This window comes from Mycobacterium asiaticum DSM 44297 (assembly GCF_000613245.1).
GTDB classification, from domain to species: domain Bacteria; phylum Actinomycetota; class Actinomycetes; order Mycobacteriales; family Mycobacteriaceae; genus Mycobacterium; species Mycobacterium asiaticum.
The window spans coordinates 1,414,421-1,430,067 of the sequence record NZ_HG964937.1 but is presented as its reverse complement, the minus strand read 5'-3'; the positions used below and the strand labels follow the sequence as shown (position 1 = coordinate 1,430,067).

Sequence of the window (15,647 nt, the reverse complement as noted above, 5' to 3'; positions counted from 1 at the left end):
GTCAGCGCGGCAATCCGAGGAGCTTCTCGCCGATGACGTTGCGCTGGATCTGCGAACTGCCGGCATAAATCGTCGCGGCGCGGGAGTACAGCAACTCCTCCATCCAGCATGCGGGGGAGTTCGGCGTGCCGGCTTCGGGCACCACCCGGGCTCCGCCGTTACCCGGCCCGTCCGGGCTCAGTACGTCGAGCCCGAGGATCTCTGCCGCTAGATCGGTGTAACTGCGGAAGTATTCGCTCCAGATGACTTTGCTGATCGCGGCGTCGGCACCGGGCAGTTCGCCGTGCAGCGCCGAGGTCAGGCCGCGGTAGCCGCGGTAACGCATGATCTGCACACGGGAGAAGCACCACGCCAGCCCATCTCGGACGCGCGGATCGGTGTTCAGGCCTCGTTCGCGCGCGAGGTCGCACAACCGCTGCAGGTCGCGGGCGAACTCGAGCGCGACCGTCGTCACCGCTGAGCCGCGTTCGAACCCCAGCAGCGTCATTGCGGTGGCCCATCCGTTGCCGACGCCACCCAGCACATTGGCCGACGCCGTGCGGGCATCGGTGCAGAACACCTCACTGAAGGACGAATGGCCGGCGGCGTTGACGATCGGCCGGACGAGGATTCCCGGCTGTCCGATCGGCACCAGCAGCAACGACAACCCCTTGTGCTTGGGCGCGCTGAACTCGGTGCGCGCCAACAGGAAGATCCAATTCGCTGTGCTACCGGCCGAAGTCCATATCTTCTGGCCGTTGATCACCCATTCGTCGCCGTCGAGCGCCGCACGGGTGCGCACGGCCGCGAGATCTGAACCGGCGTCGGGTTCGGAGAAGCCCTGGCACCAGCGGTCCTCGCCGGACAGGATGCGCGGCAGAAAGTGCGCCTTCTGCTCCTCGGACCCGACGGCAATCAGGGTGTTGCCGAGCAGATCGATGCCGAGCAGGTCATTCTCGGCGCGCTCCGGGGCACCCGCCCGGCTGAACTCCTCGGCGAGCACCACCTGCTCGAGGGGCGACAAACCGCCGCCGCCGTACTCTTTGGGCCACGACACCGCCACCAGTCCGGCCGCGGCCAGCGACCGCCGCCACCGGCTGGCGAATTTCTCGCGGTCTTCGGGTGCAAGGGCACCGAGGCCTGCCCAGTCGGCCGGCAACTGCTCGGCCAGGAACTCCCGGATGCGGCGGCGAAATGCCGTGACCTCAGGCGGATACGTGACGTCCACGTTGCGTGTCCTGATTCAGGGCCGCTGCTTGTCGGCCGGAAGGATTTCCGGAGCGCCCCGCCAGTCGTCCAGGCCGTACTCGACGGTTCCGTAGGACAGTTGCCCGCCAGTCACCTCGGCCCAGTGGGCGTGGTTGAGCTGGTGGATCTTGAAACACCCATCCAGGGCTGTAGTGAAACCCATTGCGTCGACGCTTTGATTGACCGACTCCTTGATGAGCAGCGCCGCCAGCGTCGGCACCTTCGCGACTCGGCGGGCGAATACGATTGTGCGCTCCGCTAATTCGTCATCCGGAAACACCTTGCTGACCATCCCAAGACGGTGGGCCTCATCTGCGCCGATCGAGTCGCCGGTGAGCAGAAGTTCCTTCGCCTTGCGCGGCCCGAACTCCCACGGATGGCCGAAGTACTCCACGCCGCACATGCCCAGCCGGGTACCGACGACGTCAGCGAACACGGTGTCCTGGCCGGCCACGATCAGGTCGCAGCACCACGCCAGCATCAGGCCCGCCGACAGCACCGTCCCATGGACCTGGGCAATCGTAATCTTGCGCAGGTTGCGCCACCGCTTGGTGTTCTCGAAGTAGTAGTGCCACTCCTGGCGGTTGCGTGATTCCACCCCGCCGAAGCTGCCGCCGTTGCATTGGTAGGTGGGGTGCTGGTCCGGCCCGGGTGTGCGCTCGCGAACGTCGTCAGCCGAGCCCAGGTCGTGTCCGGCCGAGAACGCCGGTCCCGCACCGCGCAGGATCACCACGCGGACGGCGTCGTCCGCTTCGGCGAGGTCGAACGCAGCACCGAGTTCCACCAGCAGTCCGCGGGTTTGCGCGTTGCGCTGCTTCGGCCGGTCCAGCGTGATCGCCGCGATCCGGCCGTCATCGATCGTCTCGTAGCGAAGGAACTTGAAGTCGGTTCCGGGCCGGTCCCCGTTGGGCCGGTGATCGATCGAACTCACCCCGGTAACGCTCATAACGGCTCCTCGCTGCTCAATGCACACGGCGAACGCGTGACCCGTGCGAGATTACGCGCGCGTTCTACATTATGTCCATAGCCAGTACGCGCTACTAGCGCTTAGATCCGAAGGAATTACCAAGCAATCAGGCTCTTGTGTACAACGAAGTATCTTGCTAGTACTGTGATAGACCTACAGAACGGCCGACCTGGCACCCGACGACGAAGGGTTAACGATGGAGATCGGAATCTTCCTGATGCCGGCCCATCCACCGGAGCGCACCCTGTACGACGCGACCCAGTGGGATCTCGACATCATCGAGCTGGCCGACCAGCTCGGCTATGTGGAGGCTTGGGTCGGCGAACACTTCACCGTGCCGTGGGAACCGATCTGTGCGCCGGATCTGCTGCTGGCACAGGCGCTGCTGCGAACCAAGAACATCAAGCTTGCACCGGGTGCACACCTGTTGCCCTACCATCACCCGGTCGAATTGGCGCACCGCGTCGCGTATTTCGACCACCTGGCCCAGGGCCGCTTCATGCTGGGCGTAGGCGCCAGCGGCATTCCCGGTGACTGGGCGCTGTATGACGTGGACGGCAAGAACGGTGAACACCGCGAGATGACCCGCGAAGCGCTGGAGATCATGCTGCGCATCTGGACCGAGGACGCGCCATGGGAACATCGCGGAAAGTACTGGAACGCCAACGGGATCGCGCCGATGTTCGAGGGACTGATGCGGCGCCACATCAAACCGTTCCAGAATCCGCATCCGCCCATCGGCGTCACCGGCTTCAGCGCGGGCTCTGAGACACTCAAGTTGGCCGGCGAACGCGGTTATCTCCCGATGAGCCTCGACCTCAACACCGAATACGTTGCCACGCACTGGGATGCGGTGCTCGAAGGTGCCGAGCGCAGTGGCCGCACGCCGGACCGCCGCGACTGGCGGCTGGTGCGCGAGGTGCTGGTGGCCGAGACCGACGAGGAAGCCTTCCGTTACGCCGTCGACGGCGCGATGGGTCGCGCCATGCGCGAGTACACCTTGCCGACCTTCCGCATGTTCGGCATGACCAAGTTCTACAAGCACCATCCGTCGGTCGCCGACGACGATGTGACCGCGGAATACCTCGCCGAGAACACCTTTGTGGTCGGTTCGGTCGAGACGGTGGTCGACAAGCTGGAGGCCACCTACGATCAAGTCGGCGGATTCGGCCATTTGCTGGTGCTCGGGTTCGACTACCGGGAGGACCCCGGGCCCTGGAAAGAATCGTTGCGACTGCTGGCCGAGGAGGTCATGCCCAGACTCAACGCCCGCATAGCCCGCAAGCCAGTCGCGTTGGTCGTCTAGCGGTGTCAGTCATGCCGGTTCGTCAGGTCAACGTCGGTTATTCGGACGGGACGCACAAAATCATGCCGGTCCGTCCAGACCAGACGATGCTCGATGCCGCAGAGGAGCACGGCGTCGCGATCGTCAACGAATGCCAGAGCGGAATTTGTGGTACCTGTGTCGCCTCGTGTACGGCCGGCACGTACGAGATGGGACGCACCGAAGGCCTCTCCGATGTCGAGCGTGCCGCCCGAAAGATCCTGACCTGTCAGACGTACGCCACCTCGGACTGCCGTATCGAGTTGCAGTATCCGGCCGACGACAACGCCGCGCTATTGGTCACCGGCGACGCACTGGTTACCGGAGTGGAACTGATATCACCCAGCACCGCGCTGCTGCGCGTCGACATCTCGGGCTGGGGCAAAGCCCTGCACTACAAGGCCGGCCAGTTCGCCCAGCTGCAGGTGCCCGGCACCGACATCTGGCGCAACTACTCTTACGCCCACCCGGCCGACGGCGGCGGGGAACTGGAGTTCATCATCCGGTTGCTCCCCGACGGAGTCATGTCGAACTATTTGCGCGACCGTGCCAAGCCCGGCGACCGAATTCCCTTGCGGTGCAGCAAGGGCAGCTTCTACCTGCGGCCCGTGGTACGGCCGGTGATCCTGATCGCGGGCGGCACCGGTCTCTCGGCGATACTGGCGATGGCACAGAGCCTGGATGCGCACACCAGTCAGCCGGTATACCTGCTCTATGGAGTGACCGACGCCGCCGATCTGTGCAAGCTCGACGAACTCCGGGAGCTACAGCGTCGCGTCGCCGCTGTGGACGTGCGCGTCACCGTGGTGGAGTCCAGCGACGAGTGGGATGGGCGCACCGGACTGGTCACCGACCTGCTGGATGAGCGGATGCTGGCCGGCGGCGACGCGGACGTCTACCTGTGCGGCCCTGCGCCGATGGTCGAGGCCACCCGAAGCTGGCTGGGCGACAACGGGTTCCACCGCGTCGGGTTGTACTACGAGAAGTTCGTGCCCAGCGGCGCGGCCAAGAGCCGCACCGCGGTCCGCCTCGACCAGGCGGGGCTAGACGTCGATGACATCAGGCGGCGCGGTCGTGGCACGGCCGTGATCATTGGCGGCAGCATCGCCGGCATCGCGGCGGCGAAGGTGTGCAGCGAGACATTCGAGCGCGTCATCGTGCTGGAACAAGACGACGCACATCGGCGCCGCGAAGGCCGGCCCGGTGCTGCTCAGGGCTGGCATCTGCATCACCTGCTGACCGCCGGGCAGATCGAGTTGGACCGTTTCTTCCCCGGCATCGTCGACGACATGGTCCGCGAGGGCGCGTTCAAGGTCGACATGGCCGCGCAGTACCGAATCAGGCTGGGCGGGTCGTGGAAAAAACCGGGCACCAGTGACATCGAGATCGTCTGCGCCGGAAGGCCGCTACTCGAATGGTGTGTGCGGCGGCGGCTCGACAACGAGCCCCGGATCGACTTCCGCTACGAGGCCGAGGTGACCGACCTGGTACTCGACCGCGCGAACCACAGCATCATCGGCGTCGCAGTGGGAGAAGGCGCCCAGGTTATTCCCGCCGAATTCGTGGTCGACGCGTCGGGCAAGAACACCCGGGTGCCGGAGTTCTTGGACCGCCTGGGAATCGGCGCGCCGGAGGTAGAACAGGACATCATCAACTGCTTCTATTCGACCATGCAGCACCGTGTTCCGCCCGAGCGGCAGTGGCAGGACAAGGTGATGGTGATCTGCTACGCCTACCGCCCCTTCGAAGACACCTACGCGGCGCAGTATTACACCGATAGTTCCCGCACGCTGCTGTCCACGTCGCTGGTGGCCTACAACTGCTACTCCCCGCCGCGAACGGCGAAGGAGTTCCGCGAGTTCGCCGATCGGATGCCGTCGCCGATCGTGGGTGAGAACATCGACGGGCTGGAACCGGCCTCGCCGATCTACAACTTCCGCTATCCGAACATGCTGCGCCTGCACTACGAGAAGAAGCGGAACCTACCGCGCGCACTGGTGGCGGTCGGAGACGCCTACACCAGCGCCGACCCGGTATCCGGTCTGGGAATGAGCCTGGCGCTCAAAGAGGTTCGCGCGATGCAGGTACTACTGGCCAAATACGGTCCGGGGCACCGGGACCTGCCACGCCGCTACTACCGCTCGATCGCCAAGATGGCCGACACCGCCTGGTTCGTGATCCGCGAACAGAACCTGCGGTTCAACTGGATGAAGGACGTGGAGAAAAAGCGTCCGTTCTACTTCGGCGTCCTGACCTGGTACATGGATCGCTTGCTGGAGCTGGTGCACGACGACCTCGACGCGTACCGGGAGTTCCTGGCCGTGGTCCACCTCGTCAAACCTCCCCTGGCGCTGATGAAACCCGGGATTGCGGGACGAGCGCTCGGCAAGTGGGCCCGCACCCGGCTGTCCGGCGAGAAGACGCTGATCGCACGAAATTACCAAAATCGGCCCGTACCCGCCGAACCCGTCGACCAGCTGGTCGGCGCCAGCAGACCATGACGGAGGCGACCATGGCGCAGGTTCATCGAACCCTGAACCATCGAGGCACCCGGATCCACGCCGTGGAGCAGGGATCCGGTCCGCTGGTGGTGCTGATCCACGGCTTTCCGGAGTCGTGGTACTCCTGGCGTCACCAGATACCCGCCCTCGCCGATGCCGGTTACCACGTGGTGGCCATCGACCAGCGCGGCTACGGCCGCTCCTCGAAGTACTTCTTGAATTCGGCCTACCGCATCAAGTATCTGGTCGACGACATCGTTGGTGTCCTCGACGCCTACGGCGAGGACAAAGCATTCGTGGTGGGTCATGACTGGGGCGCACCGGTCGCCTGGACCTTCGCGTGGCTGCACCCGGATCGGTGCGCGGGTGTGGTCGGCATCAGCGTGCCGTTCGCTGGCCGCGGCGTGATCGGGTTGCCGGGCAGCCCATTCGGCGAGCACCGCCCCAACGACTACCACCTGGAACTCGCCGGAGAGGGCCGGATCTGGTACCAGGACTACTTCGCGGCCCAGGACGGTGTCATCGCCGAGATCGAAGAGGACGTCCGCTCGTGGCTGCTGGGCCTTACCTATACGGTGTCGGGCGAGGGAATGATCGCGGCCACTAAGGCCGCAGTCGACGCCGGGGTCGATTTGGCGTCGATGGACCCGATCGACGTGATCCGGGCAGGCCCGCTGTGCATGGCACAGGGAGCAAAGCTCAAGGATGCGTTCCTCTACCCGGAGACGATGCCCTCGTGGTTCACCGATGTCGACGTCGATTTCTACGCAGGCGAATTCGAGCGGTCCGGTTTCGGCGGCCCGCTGAGCTTCTATCACAACATCGACAATGATTGGCATGACCTGGCAGACCAGGAAGGTAAGCCGCTCACCCCGCCTGCCCTTTTCATCGGCGGTGAATACGACGTCGGCACCACCTGGGGCGCCGAGGCTGTCGAGCGGGCCGACGAGGTGATGTCGGACTACCGCGGCACGCATATGATCGCCGGGGTCGGCCACTGGATTCAGCAAGAGGCGCCCGAGGAGACCAACCGGCTACTGCTGGAATTCCTTGACGGACTTCGATGACGATCATCGACCGATTGGACGAAGCGACGGTCCTCGAGGTGCGCTCGTTGGCCGCCGATCCGCGCGTACCGCCGCTGGTTTTCCACCGCAGCCGGTTTCGCCGGCTGGCAGTACAGGACGGCGTATGAAGACGACCGATGTGCGGGTACGGCGCGCCATCACCGCGATGGCCGCCGGTCGGCCCGTCGTCCTCAGCGACGGCGCCGACGACGACGGCCAACTGGTGTTCGCCGCCGACGCCGCGACCCCCTCGCTGCTGCACTTCGCCATCCGCCATACGTCGGGCTATGTCCGAGTCGCTTTGCCGGGCAAGGAATGCGCGCGCCTGAACCTGCCGCCGATATCACACACGGCCGAAGACGTCGTCAGTCATTGCGTGTCGGTGGACGCTTTCGGCACCGGCACCGGTATCTCGGCGGCGGATCGGGCGCGGACCATCGCCGCGCTCGCATCATCCGCCACGGTCGCCTCGGATCTGCAGCGGCCCGGTCACGTGGTCCCGGTCCGGGTCGAGGCCGACGGCGTGCTGAGCCGACGCCGGCCCGCGGAGGCGGCAACCGATCTGGCATTCCTTGCCGGACGGGGACGCTGCGCCGGCTTCAGTGAGATCGTCTCGCGCCGCGATCCCGCGCTGCTGGCAGGTGGCCACGAGGCGGTGGAATTCGCGGTCGCGCACGGATTGGCCGTGGTGTCCATCGCCGAGTTGGTGGAGTACCGACGCCGAACCGAGCCGCAGGTGGTTCGGCTGACGGAGACGGTCCTGCCCACCCGGGCCGGCAACTGCCGGGCGATCGGATACCGGGATGTGCACGATGGCGGCGAACATCTGGCATTGATCGTGGGAACCGCCGGCGCGGGGATCCCGCTGCCGTTGCACGTTCACGTCGAGTGCCTGACCGGAGATGTGTTCGGCTCCAACGCTTGTCGGTGTGGTGATGAACTCGACCGTGCCCTGGCCAGAATGTCGGGACAGGCCGGCGGGGTCGTGCTGTATCTGCGTCCGTCCGGCCCACCGCGGGCATGCGGTCTGTTCGCACCTCCAGATGCCAGCCCCCACGGGAACATCTCGGGCACCGTAACCTGGATCCTGCGCGACCTTGGGGTATTCGCGCTCGAATTGTCCGACGAAACACCAGGATTCGGTCTCGTGATGTTCGGGGCGATTCGCGAGCAGGGCATCGGTACGCAGACTCTCGCGGTCGCGGGCTGAGTGGTGGGGCACCCAGACCTGGCCGGGAAGGCCGCTATCGTCACCGGAGCCGGCGCCGGTATCGGCCTGGCCGTGGCGCAACGGCTCGCGACCGAGGGCTGTCGGGTGCTGTGTGCGGACGTCGACGCCGCCGCAGCCGACACCGCCGCCACGAAGGTCGGTTCCGGCGCGCTGGGTCACCGGGCCGACGTGAGCGTCGAGCACGAGGTCATCGCCATGGTGGCAGCCTGCGTCGACGCGTTCGGCGGGGTGGACAAACTCGTGGCCAATGCCGGTGTGGTGCATATGGCTTCGCTCATCGACACCGCCGTCGAGGACTTCGACCGGGTGATCGGGGTGAACCTGCGGGGTGCCTGGCTGTGCACCAAACACGCGACCCCGAGCATGATCGAGCGGGGCGGGGGAGCGATCGTCAACCTGTCGTCGCTGGCCGGTCATATCGGGGTGGCCGGGACCGGTGCATACGGCATGTCCAAAGCCGGCATCAGCCAACTGACCCGAGTTGCCGCGGCCGAACTGCGTGCCGTCAACATCCGCGCCAACGCGTTGCTGCCGGCTTTCGTCGACACGCCAATGCAGCAGACCGCAATGACGATGTTCGACCAAACCCTCGGAGAAGGGGGCGCGCGCAACATGATTGACCGCCTCCAGGGGCGAATGGCCACGCCCGACGAGATGGCCGGCATCGTGGCGTTCCTGCTGTCCGACGATGCCGCCATGATCACCGGGACCACGCAGATTGCCGACGGCGGCACCGTCGCCGCGCTCTGGTGACCGCGCCGACTCAGGCCCGGCTGGTGAGAATGGACAACGCGATGGCCGTGATCTCGTCCGCGACCCCGACATAGCGGGTGAGATGCCAAGTCCGGGCGGCGTCTTCGATAAAGCTGATCGCCGCGGCGACCAGCAGCCTCGCCTCTGCCGCAGCGGTCTGCGGGACCAACCCGGCGATGAGGTCTATCCAAATCCCCTCGCGGTCAGCCTGGTTGCGCAGGTAGCTGTCCCGCACTTCGGTGGAAGCATGCGACAACTCGGTGACGCACACCGCCACCAGGTCCGGCGAGTCCAGGCTGACTTGCACGTGACCGCGGACCAGGTCCCGCAGCCGTTGTGGCGGGTCGGATTTCGCACGCAGCGCCCGGATCGTTTCCAGGCTGCGCCACTCGTCGAGACGGCGGACGAGCGCGTCCAAAATAGCCTGCTTCGATGAGAACGAGCGGTACAGGCCCGGACCGGCAATCCCCGCGCCCTTGGCGATTTCGCTGGTGCTGACGGCCGGATACCCCCGCGCCCGGAACAGTTGGGCACCGGTGGCCAGCAGCGTTTCGGAGCGGGAGAACAGTGCATCGGTATCGCCGGCGCGGGCGTCCTCGATCGGCTCGAGCTCGGCGACGGGACGTGTGCGGGCCGCCGCCATACACGCGTCATAGAGGCGCTCGTTGAGTTCTGCGGCGGGCAGGGTCAGGTTATGCCTACCCAAGCTGGTCAGCGTGCTGGACACCGCCCAGGCGCGCAGTTCCGCGTGTGGTGGATTGAGCCCCGGTACTTGCAGCACAACGCTTTCCCGCATGCCGGCGACGATCGCGTTGATGCGGCGCCGAACCTCGCTGCGGTCCCCGTCGTTGAGATAGCGGGCCTCGCGTTGCCATAGGACGGTCAGCGATCGGGATGCGACGGCCGCAGCGATCAGATCGGGCAGATCGACGCTCAGCGGGCGAGGCGTCGGCCCGGCCGCGCCCTCGGTGAGGCGACGCGCACTCTGGTACTGGTCCTGGCCGGTACGGATCGCCTCGGCGAGCAACGCCTGTTTGTTGTCGTAATGCCGATACAGCGCGCGGGCGGTGACGCCGGCCGCCTCGGCGATGTCCTCCAGCTTGACCGAGTGAAAGCCGCGGTCGATGAACAGCCCGACGGCTTGATCGAGGATCTGCTGCTTGCGGTCCTTCGGCCGGCGCCGCACGGGCGCAACGGCGGAATCCATCGACGTACACCCCCTCCGTGAAACCTGAACTACAGTTTCAGTCCGCTCTGCTGCTCGAAGTCCGCTAGGTCAAAGTAGTCACTGAAGCGGGTGATCTTGCCGTTCTCGACCTCGAACACGCCGGTCACCGGCAGCACGACCTTCCGGCCGTCGTGCATCGTGAAGTAATCGACCCGTTCAGCCAGGACCAGTCCGGGCTCGGCCGCCAGTTTGACGATGTCGAGTTTGGCGTACGCGAAGGCATCCAGGAATCCCTGGAATACTGCGCGGATGTCGGTGATGCCCTCGATCGGCCGAACCGGCACATTGTGGTAGACGGCGTCGTCGGCGAAGGCGCCGCAGATGGTGTCCAGGCTGCGCCCCTCCCAGGACCCCAGGAAATCGCGGACGACTTTCGCACTGGCTTCCTTGGTGTCAGACACTGGGCGGCTCCTGGTGATATACCGGATCAACAAATTACATGATATCGGGCGAATACACCATTACATGCCGGTTCAGGTGCGGTTTTCGTTGTTAAGAAAGTATTCGTCATGGACTTAGCGATTCTCAGTTGATGTCCGGCACGCTGGCAAGCCGCACATAAGCCGACGCGGCTTCGGCGCGATTGGTCGCGTTCAGCTTCCGCAGCACCCGCTTCACATGGGACTTCACCGTGCCCGCCGAGATCACCAGCTCGTCGGCGATCTGTTGGTTGGTACGCCCGGCCGCCATCAGCCGCAAGACTTCGACCTCGCGCCGGGTCAGCACGGTCATCACCCGCGTCTGGACCTCGGCCAGGGACCGGGCGGCGGGACTGCGTTCGACCGGTTCGATCTTGCGCAGGTCCAGATCGGCGTCCTGCAGGGCGCGGGCCGCCTCGTCTGCGGACGCCAATGCGCGCAGCACCTCGGTGTGCTGACGGCGCATCCGCTCCAGCAGAACGGTGCGCTCGTAGGCGTATCCGAAGCCTTCGGCGAAGGCCCAGACCGTGTCGCGGTCGATCTCGTCGACGATGCGTCCCGAATAAAGCCGGTCGGCATGCAGGAACCCAATCACTTTGCCCGTCGGCATCACCGGCGCCGCTACGTAGGAGTGCGTCAGCGAGAAGTCGACGATCGGCCGGTTGACCCGCGGGTCATTGCGGGCATCGCGAACGATCGCGGGCGCGTGCCGGCGGATCATCTGTGTTTCGATCAGCATGTGATCCAGCAACGGTGCGACCGACTGCGCGAAGGCGACCATCTTCTCCGCCCCGTCGCTGTCGTCGCCGAAATACGCTGACTCCATTACCATTCGGCCCTCGTGGACCCGGAACAGCACGGCGCGATCGAATCCGCATGACTCCACCAGTTCGCGCGGAGCCCGGTCGACGATCGTTGCGACGTCGTCGACGACGCGCAGCTTGCTCAACGCCTCCTGCACCTGCAACAGCGCGAAGGTGCGCCGCTTGGCGCCGTCCTCGATCAACTCGCGCTCGAGCGCGGACAGCTCCAGCACCGATTCCAGCGCATCGAGCGCGTGCGCATCCCCGAGCGACTCCAGCGCGTTGTGCACGATGGCCGCCTTGGCGTCTATGGCCTCAGCGACCACCGCCGTCGCATCGTCGGTGGGGTCGACATCGTGAAACGTTTCCCGGTAGCGACGCGCGGCGTCGCTTTCCCTGGCAGGACGAGAAGCCCAACCCGGGTGAGGGCCATCGGCGAGCGTGCGCGATGTGCTGGGCTCGGGTGTCTGGCTGACAACGGTCACCCCGCTCACTGTCCTCTGGCCGGAGCAGCGGCGCGACCGAAATTCTGAATTCCCCTCCTACGGGGGTAGGAGTCCCCTCCAACGGGGGATCGATTTGCCGCCGGCGCTGGCACAGGCTGATTGACATGTCATCAACGACCGTCTCGGCCATCGAATTGCTGCCCACTGCGCAGGGCATCGCCAACCCATATCCGCTCTACGACGAACTGCGCAGCAGCTCACCCGTTGCGGGATACCGGGATTGGCCGCCCGGCACCATTCCGGGGGCCGACGAGCCGGTCACCGCGTGGGCGCTCTTCCGGTATGACCAGGTCTTCGAAGCCGCGCGCGACAGCACCACCTTCTCGTCGCGCGATCCCCTGCAGGAGGCTTCGTCGGCTCCAAGCCTGATGCTGGTCAACACCGATCCACCCAAACACGAGGTGGAGCGCAAACTGGTCAGCCAGGCCTTCTCGCCACGCCGCGTCAAGCGACTCGCGGGCTGGCTCAACGAGCTGATCCCGCAGCTGCTCGATGACCTCGGCGACGGCGACGTGGAGATCATGGACTTCGCCGCCGAAGTCCCCACTCGGGCAATGGTTCGGCTGCTGGGCTTGCCCGATGGCGACCACGTCCGATTCCGGCGCTGGGCCAACGCATTCATGCTCTCGTCGTCGTTGACCCCGGCCGAGCGCATCGCCAGCAACGAGGAGATGGTGGGCACGTTCGCCACTCGCTTGGCTGAACACACGGCCAGACTGGCCGGACGGCAACCCGGTGACGACAACGGAGAAACCGACGATGCCGAGGATCTGATCTCGGCGCTGCTGCGCGCCGAGGTGGACGGGCATCGGCTCACGCCTGAGGAAATAGTCCGCTTCTGCGTCACGCTGGTGGTAGCCGGCAGCGAGACCACCACCTTTCTGATCGGCAACCTGCTCCATGCGCTGGCCCGAGAACCGAAGGTGCAAGCGCGTATTCGGGCCGACCGAACACTGCTGAACATCTTTGTCGAGGAGACACTTCGGCTCGACGGACCACCGCAACGCCTGTTCCGCGTCGCAACCCGAGACGTCGAGATCGACGGCAAGCTGATCCGCAAGGGAGAGTGGGTGGCGCTGTTCTTCGGGTCCGCCAACCGTGACCCGGCGGTATTCCCCGAACCCGGGCGACTCGACATCGACCGGCCCAACATCCGCCAACAACTCTCGATGGGTCACGGCTTGCACTTCTGCCTCGGCGCCTCGCTCGCTCGCCTCGAGGTGATTGCGGTACTCAATGCCGTGCTCGACCGCTATCCGACGATCAACCTGACCGACGACCCCGGGACCAAACAGACCGCCAGCCTGTTGACCCACGCGTATGTCCGCCTGCCCCTGCACCTTTCATGAGCGAATCGCGCAACATCCGAGCCACCGAAGCAATCTACGCTGCGGTACCGGCCGGTGACCTGCACACCGTGCTCGCGCACCTCGATCCCGAGGTGCGCATCACCTACTACGGAACCGACAAGATCCCGTACGCCGGCGATTACCGGGGCATCGACGACGCGATGACTTTCCTGGCCCGGGTAGGGCGGGCGGTCGAGATCCTTGAGATGGCACCGTGGAAGTTCATCGCGCAGGGTGACGACCTGGCCACCTGGGGCCGTCAACGGTTTCGCCGCATCGGTACCGGATTCGAATGGGAATCGGAGTTCGCACACATCATCACGCTGCGCGACGGCCGATGGTTGCACTTCCGCGATTTTGCGAATTCGGCCCTCGCAGTGGATGCGTTCACCCGATGAGAGTCACCGCCGTCTTGGGTGCGGACGGCGGTCAAGCTGTGCCCGTCCGGCTGGTACCGGAATGATGCCCAGCGTGTACTGCCAAAATACATCATACGGTTCATACGGCCGTTTGCATCGCTGTTTACGTTCCAGATGCCCGGACAATTGCGTATCGGCTATGGACATGAGTGCGTCGCGCCGCGTAACCTCGCGGGTGTCACTCGTCCACTTCGACCTGTCCGGGGGGCCAGCGTGAGGATTCGCCGGCGGTGCGCAGAGAGATGGTGATCGCGGTCGGCAAGGCACCCGTCGCAGCCATCAAGCCACTAGGCGCGATGGGCGATTTCTTCGCAATGACGCTGGACACGTTCGTGTGCATGTTCCGTCGGCCCTTCGCGTGGCGCGAATACCTGTTCCAATGCTGGTTCGTGGCGCGGGTTTCCACCCTGCCGGGCATCCTGATGACGATCCCATGGGCGGTGATCTCCGGGTTCCTGTTCAATGTGCTGCTAACCGACATCGGTGCCGCCGACTTCTCCGGCACCGGCTGCGCGATCTTCACCGTCGACCAGAGCGCGCCGATCGTCACCGTGTTGGTGGTGGCCGGTGCGGGGTCCACCGCGATGTGCGCCGACCTCGGTGCCCGCACCATCCGCGAAGAACTCGACGCGTTGAGGGTGATGGGTATCAACCCGATTCAAGCGCTGGCCGTGCCCCGGGTGCTCGCGGCGACGACCGTCTCGCTGGCATTGAGTTCGGTGGTCACCGCGACCGGTCTGATCGGCGCATTCTTCTGTTCGGTGTTCCTCATGCACGTCTCGGCCGGTGCCTGGGTAACGGGCCTGACCACGCTCACCCACACGATCGACGTCTTCATCTCGATGATCAAAGCCACGCTGTTCGGGCTGATGGCCGGGCTGATCGCCTGCTACAAAGGCATGTCAGTCGGCGGTGGGCCCGCCGGGGTCGGCAGAGCGGTCAACGAAACCGTGGTGTTCGCCTTCATCGTCCTGTTCGTCATCAACATCATCGTCACCGCCGTCGGCATGCCGTTCATGGTGTCCTGAGGTGAAGCCATGACTGTGACCAAAACCCTTGCCGGCGAGTGGAATCGCATGGGATCACAGACGCGGTTCTATGTCAGCACGCTGACCGGAATTCCCGATGCCGTGAGGAACTACCGCGGCGAGTTGCTACGGGTGATCGCGCAGATGGGTTTGGGCACCGGGGTGCTGGCGGTGATCGGGGGAACGGTGGTCATCGTGGGCTTCCTGGCCATGACCACCGGCGCCATCGTGGCCGTGCAGGGCTACAACCAATTCGCGTCGGTCGGTGTGGAGGCGCTGACCGGGTTTGCGTCAGCGTTCTTCAATACCCGGGAAATCCAGCCCGGCACTGTGATGGTCGCGCTGGCGGCCACGGTCGGCGCCGGGGCCACCGCGCAACTTGGAGCCATGCGCATCAACGAAGAGGTCGACGCGCTCGAGGTGATCGGGATCCGCAGCGTCAGTTACCTTGCCAGCACCCGGGTGCTGGCCGGGGTGGTAGTGGCCGTTCCGCTGTTCTGCGTGGGTCTCATGACCGCCTATCTGGCCGCCCGGCTGGGCACCACGGCCGTCTACGGGCAGGGGTCCGGGGTGTACGACCACTACTTCAACACCTTCCTTCGGCCGTCCGACGTGCTGTGGTCATCACTGGAAGTCGTTGTCGTGGCGCTGATGATCATGCTGGTGTGCACCTACTACGGGTACACCGCGCACGGCGGGCCGGCCGGCGTCGGCGAAGCGGTAGGTCGCGCGGTGCGCGCCTCGATGGTCGTTGCCTCGATCGCCATCGTCATCATGACGCTCGCAATCTACGGCCAGTCCCCGAACTTCCACCTGGCGAGCTAG

15 protein-coding genes are annotated in these 15,647 nt (G+C 65.3%); 10 read left to right on the top strand and 5 right to left on the bottom strand.

Annotation, left to right across the window (positions count from 1 at the left end; translation table 11 throughout):
• Nucleotide 1: 1 nt before the first annotated feature.
• Both BN972_RS17035 and BN972_RS17030 read right to left on the bottom strand, forming a co-directional pair.
• A complete protein-coding gene (locus BN972_RS17035; RefSeq protein WP_036360067.1) occupies nucleotides 2–1,207 on the bottom strand; it encodes an acyl-CoA dehydrogenase family protein in 1,206 nt (401 codons plus the stop codon).
• Nucleotides 1,208–1,222: 15 nt separating this feature from the next.
• A complete protein-coding gene (locus tag BN972_RS17030) occupies nucleotides 1,223–2,173 on the bottom strand; it encodes an enoyl-CoA hydratase (protein ID WP_036360065.1) in 951 nt (316 codons plus the stop codon).
• A 217-nt stretch (nucleotides 2,174–2,390) separates the two neighbouring features.
• Here BN972_RS17030 and BN972_RS17025 point away from each other — a divergent pair, with 217 nt between their 5' ends.
• Genes BN972_RS17025 through BN972_RS17005 form a run of 6 tightly spaced genes read left to right on the top strand, consistent with a single transcriptional unit; the run spans nucleotide 2,391 to nucleotide 9,070 of the window.
• On the top strand, nucleotides 2,391–3,500 hold the full coding sequence (locus BN972_RS17025) for an LLM class flavin-dependent oxidoreductase (protein WP_036360063.1): 1,110 nt from the start codon (nucleotides 2,391–2,393) through the stop codon (nucleotides 3,498–3,500).
• Nucleotides 3,501–3,511: 11 nt separating this feature from the next.
• On the top strand, nucleotides 3,512–6,019 hold the full coding sequence (locus BN972_RS17020; protein WP_036360060.1) for an FAD-binding oxidoreductase: 2,508 nt from the start codon (nucleotides 3,512–3,514) through the stop codon (nucleotides 6,017–6,019).
• 11 nt (nucleotides 6,020–6,030) lie between these two features.
• Nucleotides 6,031–7,086, top strand: coding sequence for an alpha/beta fold hydrolase (locus tag BN972_RS17015; protein ID WP_036361141.1), 1,056 nt, complete (start codon nucleotides 6,031–6,033; stop codon nucleotides 7,084–7,086).
• Nucleotides 7,083–7,214: a hypothetical protein gene (locus BN972_RS30860; protein WP_261785918.1), complete on the top strand. Its 132-nt coding sequence runs from the start codon at nucleotides 7,083–7,085 to the stop codon at nucleotides 7,212–7,214. Before BN972_RS17015 ends, BN972_RS30860 begins: the two co-directional genes overlap by 4 nt.
• Nucleotides 7,211–8,296 (top strand): 3,4-dihydroxy-2-butanone-4-phosphate synthase, encoded by a 1,086-nt coding sequence (locus BN972_RS17010; protein ID WP_036360058.1) that lies wholly within the window; start codon nucleotides 7,211–7,213, stop codon nucleotides 8,294–8,296. The genes BN972_RS30860 and BN972_RS17010 overlap by 4 nt, the downstream gene beginning before the upstream one ends.
• Nucleotides 8,297–8,299: 3 nt before the next feature.
• A complete protein-coding gene (locus BN972_RS17005) occupies nucleotides 8,300–9,070 on the top strand; it encodes an SDR family oxidoreductase (protein ID WP_036361140.1) in 771 nt (256 codons plus the stop codon).
• 10 nt (nucleotides 9,071–9,080) lie between these two features.
• Here BN972_RS17005 and BN972_RS17000 read toward each other — a convergent pair whose 3' ends face one another.
• From BN972_RS17000 to BN972_RS16990, 3 genes are all read right to left on the bottom strand, one after another.
• A complete protein-coding gene (locus tag BN972_RS17000; RefSeq protein WP_036360056.1) occupies nucleotides 9,081–10,277 on the bottom strand; it encodes a TetR/AcrR family transcriptional regulator in 1,197 nt (398 codons plus the stop codon).
• Between the two features lie 29 nt (nucleotides 10,278–10,306).
• Nucleotides 10,307–10,699, bottom strand: coding sequence for a limonene-1,2-epoxide hydrolase family protein (locus BN972_RS16995; RefSeq protein ID WP_036360055.1), 393 nt, complete (start codon nucleotides 10,697–10,699; stop codon nucleotides 10,307–10,309).
• 124 nt (nucleotides 10,700–10,823) lie between these two features.
• Entirely contained in the window at nucleotides 10,824–12,005 is a 1,182-nt protein-coding gene (locus tag BN972_RS16990; RefSeq protein WP_099051151.1) for a LuxR C-terminal-related transcriptional regulator, read from the bottom strand.
• A 125-nt stretch (nucleotides 12,006–12,130) separates the two neighbouring features.
• Between BN972_RS16990 and BN972_RS16985 the strand changes: the two genes are divergently transcribed.
• The 4 genes from BN972_RS16985 (at nucleotide 12,131) to BN972_RS16970 (ending at nucleotide 15,647) form a co-directional block, all read left to right on the top strand.
• A complete protein-coding gene (locus BN972_RS16985) occupies nucleotides 12,131–13,375 on the top strand; it encodes a cytochrome P450 (RefSeq protein ID WP_036360051.1) in 1,245 nt (414 codons plus the stop codon).
• Entirely contained in the window at nucleotides 13,372–13,773 is a 402-nt protein-coding gene (locus BN972_RS16980) for a nuclear transport factor 2 family protein (protein WP_051545541.1), read from the top strand. Before BN972_RS16985 ends, BN972_RS16980 begins: the two co-directional genes overlap by 4 nt.
• Nucleotides 13,774–14,036: 263 nt before the next feature.
• Entirely contained in the window at nucleotides 14,037–14,822 is a 786-nt protein-coding gene (locus tag BN972_RS16975) for an MlaE family ABC transporter permease (RefSeq protein WP_036360049.1), read from the top strand.
• Nucleotides 14,823–14,831: 9 nt separating this feature from the next.
• Nucleotides 14,832–15,647: an ABC transporter permease gene (locus BN972_RS16970; protein WP_036360047.1), complete on the top strand. Its 816-nt coding sequence runs from the start codon at nucleotides 14,832–14,834 to the stop codon at nucleotides 15,645–15,647.